The sequence below is a fragment of the Marinobacter sp. UBA3607 genome (assembly GCF_002375525.1).
Taxonomy (GTDB): Bacteria; Pseudomonadota; Gammaproteobacteria; order Pseudomonadales; family Oleiphilaceae; genus Marinobacter; species Marinobacter vinifirmus.
This window is the reverse complement of record NZ_DFLY01000002.1, coordinates 22,965-31,514: the sequence shown is the minus strand read 5'-3', so window position 1 is coordinate 31,514 and position 8,550 is coordinate 22,965. Positions and strand designations below refer to the sequence as shown.

At 57.8% G+C, this 8,550-nt stretch carries 6 protein-coding genes and 1 pseudogene; 3 read left to right on the top strand and 4 right to left on the bottom strand.

The window, feature by feature from the left end:
* Both B2589_RS00235 and B2589_RS00230 read left to right on the top strand, forming a co-directional pair.
* Positions 1–351, top strand: a pseudogene (locus B2589_RS00235) (alcohol dehydrogenase); the annotation flags it as partial.
* On the top strand, positions 348–1,391 hold the full coding sequence (locus B2589_RS00230) for a proline racemase family protein (RefSeq protein ID WP_286815262.1): 1,044 nt from the start codon (positions 348–350) through the stop codon (positions 1,389–1,391). The pseudogene B2589_RS00235 and the gene B2589_RS00230, both read left to right, overlap by 4 nt.
* 264 nt (positions 1,392–1,655) lie before the next feature.
* On the opposite strand, the gene B2589_RS00225 is transcribed toward B2589_RS00230, so the two are convergent.
* The 4 genes from B2589_RS00225 to B2589_RS00210 are packed head-to-tail and all read right to left on the bottom strand — an operon-like array spanning position 1,656 to position 5,631.
* Positions 1,656–2,477, bottom strand: coding sequence for an ABC transporter permease subunit (locus B2589_RS00225; RefSeq protein WP_286815261.1), 822 nt, complete (start codon positions 2,475–2,477; stop codon positions 1,656–1,658).
* Complete coding sequence (locus B2589_RS00220) at positions 2,470–3,399, bottom strand: ABC transporter permease subunit (RefSeq protein ID WP_286815260.1); 930 nt, start codon at positions 3,397–3,399, stop codon at positions 2,470–2,472. The genes B2589_RS00225 and B2589_RS00220 overlap by 8 nt, the downstream gene beginning before the upstream one ends.
* A gap of 4 nt (positions 3,400–3,403) precedes the next feature.
* Entirely contained in the window at positions 3,404–4,516 is a 1,113-nt protein-coding gene (potA, locus tag B2589_RS00215; protein WP_414673911.1) for a polyamine ABC transporter ATP-binding protein, read from the bottom strand.
* A gap of 8 nt (positions 4,517–4,524) precedes the next feature.
* Positions 4,525–5,631, bottom strand: coding sequence for a polyamine ABC transporter substrate-binding protein (locus B2589_RS00210; RefSeq protein ID WP_286815258.1), 1,107 nt, complete (start codon positions 5,629–5,631; stop codon positions 4,525–4,527).
* Positions 5,632–5,975: 344 nt separating this feature from the next.
* On the opposite strand from B2589_RS00210, the gene B2589_RS00205 reads away from it, so the two are divergent.
* Positions 5,976–8,477 (top strand): penicillin acylase family protein, encoded by a 2,502-nt coding sequence (locus B2589_RS00205; RefSeq protein WP_286815257.1) that lies wholly within the window; start codon positions 5,976–5,978, stop codon positions 8,475–8,477.
* Positions 8,478–8,550 lie beyond the last annotated feature (73 nt).

The window sequence follows — 8,550 nt, the reverse complement described above, 5'->3', positions numbered from 1 at the left end:
GACGCCATGATCTTCGACATGAACGCCCGCAGCACCTACCCGCGCCTGAGCATCGCCGGCGCCAGTGGCGGCAACATCAGCGAAATCCTCTGGACCCGAATCTACCTGTACCAGGTGCAGATCTTCGGCGTGTCTCACGGCACCCGCGAAGAAGCAAACCAGCTGATGACCTGGATACGCGATGGCCAGCTGAAACCCGTCCTGCACGGCGCGTTCAAACTGTCTGACCTGCACAAAGCCGAAGAGTATTTCGTGAACCGTGGCAGCAACTACCTGGGCAAGATCGTGATCGTGCCGGATGCCCAGTGGCAGGTACACGGCCAACCCTTTGCCGTGGGGGCGGGCGGATGAAACCTGAACTCACCATTCAATTGATGGATACCCACGCCGGCGGTGACGTCAGCCGCATCGTTACTGGTGGCATCATCGACTTGCCGGGAAATACGGTAAGGGCCCAGATGGAATACCTGCGCGACGACGCCGACGGCCTGCGGCGGTTGCTGCTGGAAGAACCCTACGGCATCCCCGAAATGTCCGTAGACCTGCTGGTACCCGCCACCAACCCCGAAGCCGCCGCCGGTTACATTATCATGGAAGTCATGGGCTACCCCATCTACTCCGGCTCCAACACCATCTGCACCGCCACCGCCGTACTGGAAACCGGCATCGTGCCCAAACGCGAAGGCAAACAACACTTCAAACTCGAATCCCCCGCCGGCCTGGTAAACATAGAAGCCACCGTGCACAACGGCGTAGTAGAAGCCATCACCTGCGAAGGCCTGCCCAGCTACATCCACACCCACAACACCAGCATCAACGTACCCGGCATCGGCAAGGTCAACTACAGCGTCGCCTACAGCGGCGGCTTCTACGCCCTGGTAGACGCCAAATCCCTCGGCTTCGACCTCACCCTGGACGAAGAACGCCAGCTGGCCCAAACCGCCCACGCCATCGTCGAAGCCATCCAGGCCGAAAGAGGCTTCTCCCACTACACCCTGGGCGACGTAGGCCCCCTCCCGTTCCTACACTTCATGGGCCCGGTAGAACCAATAGCCGGAGGCTACTACCGATCACGCTCAGCAACCTACGTCCATCCCGGCGTCATCTGCCGAAGCACCACGGGTACCGGAACCTCCGCAAGACTGGCGTTAATGAACTACGAAGACCACATCAAACCCGGCGACAAACTCGAAACCATATCCCTGAGGGAAACCGGGTTCATCGGAGAATTCACAGCAGTGGACAAGGAAGGGGAGTATCAGGTGGTCAAAAACAACATAACCGGCAAAGCCTACGTCATCGCAAAGTCCGACATAATAGTGAACTGCGACGACCCCATGGTGGAATGCAACGGCCTGACTCACATCCTCACACAAGTTGATGGCACATAATCGCTAACGCACACTCGTCAGTCAGTCAGTCAGTCAGTCAGTCAGTCAGCCAGTCAGTAAGTAAGTCAGCGAGCGAGCCAAGAAGTCCTACCCAGCTGTTTTCAAAAAGGTTCTGCCGGCGGGAGGTGGGGAGGGATTTTCTGGCAGGAAAAAAGATGTCTGAGCGAAGCGAGTTGTTTTTTCCAGAAGAAAATCCCTCCCCACCTCCCAGCCCGCCCCAAAACCAAACGGATAGGAGCCCAAGCCCGACCCCGAGCCTGCCACTCACCGAGGCCTAAGCCGCCGCTTCTCAGCCCGCCGCATCCAGAACCAGGCAATGAAGGCAATCACCGAAACCGCCGCAATAATCAAAGTAGCCAACGCATTAATCTCCGGCGACACCCCCATCCGCACAGACGAGAACACAACCATCGGCAACGTCGTCGCCCCCGGCCCGGACACAAAACTGGCAATCACCAGATCATCCAGCGACAAAGTAAACGCCAGCAACCAGCCTGACACCAACGCCGGCGCAATCACCGGCAGCGTGATTACAAAGAAAGTCTTCAGCGGCGAACAGCCCAGATCCATGGCCGCTTCCTCAATGGACAAATCCACCTCCCGCAACCGCGCACTCACCACCACCGCCACATACGCACTGCAAAAGGTCGTGTGAGCAATCCAGATCGTCGCCATGCCACGGTCCACCGGCCAGCCAATCAGCTGCGCCATCTGCACAAACAGCAGCAACAGCGACAAACCGGTGATCACCTCTGGCATCACCAGCGGCGCCGTGATCATGCTGGACAGCAGCGTGCGCCCGCGCATCTTCTTGAACCGGGTAATCACAAACGCACACAAGGTGCCCAGGCACACCGCCATGCTGGCGGAGTAGAAGGCAATGCGCAGGCTCATCCAGACGGCAGACAGGATTTGCTCATTGGCAAACAGCGCGCCGTACCATTTCGTGGAAAATCCGGCCCATACCGAAACCAGCCGCGAGGCGTTGAACGAGTAAACGATCAACACCACCATCGGCAGGTACAGGAACAGCATGCCCAGTACCAGCATGGATTTGGAGAAACCGGGAGCTCTTAGCCTAACCATTCTTTTCCATCTCCCGTGCCTGGAAGCGGTGGAACAGCACAATCGGAATCAACAGCAGCGCCAGCATCACAATCGCCAGTGAAGAAGCCACCGGCCAGTCGCGGTTGTTGAAGAACTCCTCCCACAACACCTTGCCGATCATCAGGGTATCCGGCCCGCCCAGCAGTTCCGGAATCACGAACTCACCCACCGCCGGAATGAACACCAGCATGGAGCCCGCCAGAATACCGGCCTTGGATAACGGCAAGGTGATCGCCCAGAAAGTAGTCAGGCTACGGCAGCCAAGATCCGATGCTGCCTCCAGCAGGCGCACGTCCAGCTTCACCAGGTTGGTGTAGATGGGCAGGATCATGAACGGCAGGTAGGCGTAGACAATGCCCAGAATCACCGCAAAGTTGGTGTTCAGCATCTTCAGGGGTGAGTCGATCAGCCCCAGCCACATCAGGAAGCTGTTCAGCAGCCCCTGGTTACCCAGAATGCCCATCCACGCATATACGCGAATCAGGAACGAGGTCCAGGACGGCAGCATCACCATCAGCAGGAACACCAGCTGCCAGTGCTTGGGCGCGCGGGCCATGGCGTAGGCCATGGGGTAGCCGATCAGCAGGCAAAACAGGGTGGCCAGAAACGCGGTTTTCACCGAGCCCCAGTAAGCGGCGATGTACAGGCTGTCGGAGGCCAGGAACAGGTAATTGCCAAAGTTCACCACCACCGACAGGGTGTTATCCACCCACCGGAACACGGGCTCGTAAGGCGGAATCGCCATCACCGCCGAGGTCAGGCTGATCTTCAGCACCAGCGCAAACGGCAGCAGGAAGAACAGCAGTAGCCAGGCGAACGGCACGCCAAACACCACCCGGCGATGGAATACCACCGCACGCACCCGCTCAGCAAGAGGGGTTGCCAGAAGCTTCTTGGTCATGGCGTCAGTTCCAGAGCAGGATAGGGCTGGAGGCTTCCCAGGACACATACACCCGGTCACCCCAGGTAGGCCGCTCACCCCGGCGTTCCACGTTGGCCATGGTGGCCTGTACCCGCTTGCCACTGGCCAGCTTCACGTAGTAAGACGTGATGTCGCCCAGGTAGGCGATGTTGTCTACTGTGCCGCAGCTCCAGTTGGTGTCGCCCTCGGGTTTCTCGGTAGTCAGGTAGATCTTCTCCGGGCGCAGGGCGATCAGGGTTTCCGTGGTTTCTGCGGGCGTGGTTACACCCCGGTCGATAAACACTGGTGCGTCCAGCAGGTCGCTGGTGAGCGAGATGCTGTCGGAGTTGTCTTCCAGGATGTTCGCCGCGAAGATATTCACCGAGCCGATGAACTCCGCCGTCATACGGCTGTTCGGGCTCTCGTAGATATCAATGGGCGAGCCCACCTGGGCAATCCGGCCGTAAGACATGATGGCAATGCGGCTGGCCATGGTCATGGCTTCTTCCTGGTCGTGGGTCACCATCAGGCAGGTCACGCCCACTTTCTCCAGGATATCCACCAGTTCCAGCTGCATTTCCGTGCGCAGTTTTTTGTCCAGCGCGCCCATGGGTTCGTCCAGCAACAACAGCTTCGGGCGCTTGGCCAGGGAGCGGGCCAGGGCCACGCGCTGTTGCTGTCCACCAGACAACTGCTGTGGCCGGCGTTTGCCGTAGGCTTCCATTTTTACCAGCTTGAGCATGGCCGCCACCCGGTCGGCGATTTCGCTTTTCGGCAGCTTGTCCTGCTTCAGGCCCATGGCAATGTTCTGCTCCACCGTCATGTGGGGAAACAGGGCATAGGACTGGAACATCATGTTGGTGGGGCGTAGGTAGGGAGGCAGGGCAGTGATGTCCTGACCGTCCAGCACGATGCGGCCGGAATCCGGGGTTTCAAAGCCCGCGAGCATGCGCAGCAGGGTGGACTTGCCAGAGCCGGAGCCACCCAACAGGGCGAAGATCTCGCCCTTGTGGATGTCCAGACTCACGTCGTCCACCGCCAGGGTGCTGTCGAAGCTCTTGGAAATGCCTTTGATGCTGAGGAGCACCTCCGCTTGCGCGGAGGTATTGTTGATCACGGCCACCGTCAGCGACCGGATTTCACGCTGGTCCAGGTACGGGTCATCAGGCGCTGCGCATCCTGAGGCCGACCTTCCATGATATACAGCTTCTTCATCACCTCGTCGGTGGGGTAGATGCTGGTGTCATTGAGGATTTCCGGATCCACAAACTCGTTGGCCGGTTTGTTCGGGTTGGCGTACCACACGTAGTTGGTGACATCGGCGATGATTTCCGGGCGCATCAGGAAGTTCATCAGCTTGTGGGCGTTCTCCACATTCGGCGCGCCGGCCGGAATGGTCATCATGTCAAACCACAGCACCGCGCCCTCCTTGGGGATGGTGTAGCGGATGACGTTGCCGTTCTCGGCTTCTTCCGCGCGGGCAGCGGCCTGCAGGATGTCGCCGGAGTAGCCGGCGGCTACGCACAGGTCGCCGTTAGCCAGATCGCCAATGTAACGGGAAGAGTGGAAATAGGTGATGTTCGGGCGCACAGCCTTGATCACTTCACCGCCTTTCTTGATGTCGTCGGCGTTGTTGCTGTTCGGGTCCAGGCCGATGTAGGCCATGGCGGCACGCACCATTTCTTCACCGGAATCCAGCATGGCAATGCCACAGCCACCAGCGGCCAGCTTGCCGGTCACTTCGGGATCAAACACCAGGGCCCAGGAGTCGGTCGGGGCACTGTCGCCCAGAATGGTCTGGATGCGGCCTTCGTTGTAGCCATAGCCGTTGGTGCCCCACAGGTAAGGCAGGGAGAACTGGTTGCCCGGGTCCACCTTTTCCAGATCATCCATCAGGTCCGGGTTGAGGTTAGCCATGTTCGGCAGCTTGCTGTGGCCCAGTGCTACAAAAGCCTTGGCAGAAATCTGCTTGGCTACGTAGTGGTTGGAGGGCACAACAAGGTCATAGCCGGAGCGGCCAGACAACAGGGCGGCCTCCAGCACCTCGTTGCTGTCGTAAACGTCGTAGACAACCTTGATGCCGGTTTCCTGGGTGAACTTCGCCAGGGTGTCCTCGGCGATGTAGTCAGACCAGTTGTAAACACGTACTTCTCCGGCAGCAAAAACCGAAGAGGCACCCAGAGACAACGCAACAGCGGCGGCAAGCGCCTGTGGCTTACACAACTTGAACATTGGATGGTGTCCCTCACTGAAAAGGGATGGATACAAAACGTGCAGGACGCACGCGGTTCTGGTAGGGATCCGAGCGATTTTTAACACGATGTGAGGGTAGGCGCTACATAAATTTCACTGTCGGGATCGGGGGTTGTGCGTACATGATTTGCGGAGGGAAAACCGCCAGGGCGATTCTATGCGGATTGCCATGATTTGGTAGGGATGTAGCTCCAACGATGAGCCACTGTACCGGTCATAATAGTTGGTATGTTTTGTGTTATGCGATAAATTGTCTTGGTGTATAAAAACTGGCCGACAGGCCGGTCACTATAAAAAGAACCAAGCACAATGGAGCAACCAACATGATGACAACAAAGCGCGCCATGCTGCTGGCTGTGCTGGTGGCCTCGACAACGGGCTGCCTGAGTTCGGGCGGTGGTAACTCTGCACAAGAGAGCCGGGCAGAGCCTGATACCGAGGCTCCCAGGCTTGAACGCCCTGCGGGAGTAACGATTACCAGGACATCTTTTGGTATACCCCATATCGAAGCGCCGGACTTTGCTGGTATGGGGTATGGCTACGGCTATGTTCAGGCAGAAGACAATCTTTGCCTGCTTGCTGAAGACACCCTGACGGTCCGGGGGCTGCGGGCCCGCTACCTGGGTGGCGAGGGTCGATATTCCATTCCATCTAATGATGCTGAAGCAAGTAACGTGGATGCCGACTTCTTCTGGCGGTCGGTTATCACTGACGAGGCTATTGAAGCCTTCAAAAGTAACAGTGACCCGGAAGTCATTGCCGCCACGAAAGGCTATGTGGACGGTTACAATCAGTATCTGGAGGAAATCCGCACGGGCGATCATTCCGGTCGTCACCTTGCGTGCAGAAACAGCGACTGGCTATTGCCACTCACTGAGGACGACATGTTCCGCCGCTATTTCCGGCTGGCCGTGTTAGCCAGTTCTTCGGTCTTTGTGGAAGGTATAGCCACCGCGCAGCCTCCTGCACTGGGGTCCGTGGATGCTGCGGCGCCAGACCCGGATATTCTGGGCGATATGTTGGAGTCACTGGATGGTGCGTTGCCGTTCCCGCTCTCTCGGGAACTCAATATCGGCAGCAACATGTATGCGCTTTCCGAAGAGGCCACCCGGGATGGACAATCCCTGCTGTTCGGCAACCCGCATTTTCCCTGGGAGAAGACCGAGCGGCTTTATCTTGCGCACCTGAAAGTAGGGGATAGAGCCGAGATCATGGGGGCGGCACTCTATGGATTGCCGGCGGTCCTGATTGGCTTTAACGAACACTTTGCCTGGAGCCACACAGTCTCCACAGCCTACCGGTTCTCGTTTTACGAGTTGTCGTTGAACCCCACTGACCCGACCCAATACTGGTATGAGGGGGAGTGGATAGACATGACCTCTCAAGAAATTGTGGTGGAAGCGCTGAACCCGGACGGATCTGTGACTGAGGAGGTTCGGACGCTTTACCATTCCCATTATGGGCCGATGCTGGAGTACGAGGTATCCGGAATCCCGATACTCTCCTGGTCGCCGTTAAAGGCGTACACCCTCAGGGATGCCAATGCCGAAAACGACCGCATGCTGAACCAGTTTTTCCGTTGGAACCAGGCCTCGAGCTTCGACGAATTCGTTGAGTTGCACGGCAGTGTGCTGGGCACGCCATGGGTGAATACCATCGCGACTGGCCCGGGTAAAGCAGCTTACTACGGTGATCTGACAGTTGTTCCGCATGTTACTGATGAACTGGCAACCAGCTGTGCTACGGCCTTGTCTCCTGTTCTTGGCCAGGTGATGCCTGGCCTGCCGATTCTGGATGGCAGCCGGGCAGCATGTGCCTGGGGTTCAGACGAAGACGCGCCGGCGGAGGGGGTGTTCGGGCGGGGCAACTTGCCAAGTCTGACGCGAAGTGACTGGGTTCATAACTGTAACGACAGCTACTGGCTGACCAACCCGGAACAGCCGCTGACCGGCTTTGCCAGCATTATCGGTGATGAAGGGACCGCCCGCACGCTGCGTACCCGGTTGTGTATCACCCAGGTGGAAGAGCGGCTCGATGGCTCGGACGGTAAACCCGGGGAACTGGGTTTTGATATGGGCAACCTTCAGGAGACTGTTCTGGGCAGCCAGGTGATGTCCGAGCGTCTGGCCAGGAATGCGGTGTTAGATGCCTACTGCAATCCTTTAACCGATGTGTTGAATGGGCTAACCCAGTCAGGGCAAGGTGAGGCCTGCACCGCGCTAGCGGCGTGGGATGGAACCTACAATCTGGATTCCCGTGGTGGTCATATCTGGCGCGAGTTCTGGAGTCGAATTAATCCCTTGCCAGTGGATTCGCCGGTTAAGTGGTTGGTTCCCTTTGTCTCGACAGATCCTGTTAATACGCCGCGAATGTTTAACCCCTTGGATCCCTTGGTGATTCAGGCTTTTGTGTCGGCAGTTCAGGCAATACAGGATGCCGGTGTAGCCTTCGACGCAAAACTTGAGGATATCCAATATTCGGGTGTTCACGGAGACAGCCGGATTCCGGTATTTGGCGGCGAGAGTTTCGAGGGGGCCTTCACCATCGCCTCGACCGGCGGAAGCGGGTTGGCAGACAATGGCGGTTATCCGGTTCTGTTCGGAAACAGCTACATCCAGACCGTAACCTGGGACGACGACGGCAATCCCGTTGCCGAAGGTTTCGTGACCTACTCCCAATCTACCGACCCTGCCTCGCCATACTATCGCGATATGACGGAAGCCTATTCCAACAAAGAATGGATTCGATTCCCCTACACGGAGGAGGAGATTCGACAGGATCCCGCACGAGAGGTGATCAGGCTGGCCAGGCCAGTGACTCCGTGATGAGAGCTATCATCCGGTAAAGAAAAAATCCCCCGGTAGTTCAATCTGCCGGGGGATTTTCTGATAGGTTCCT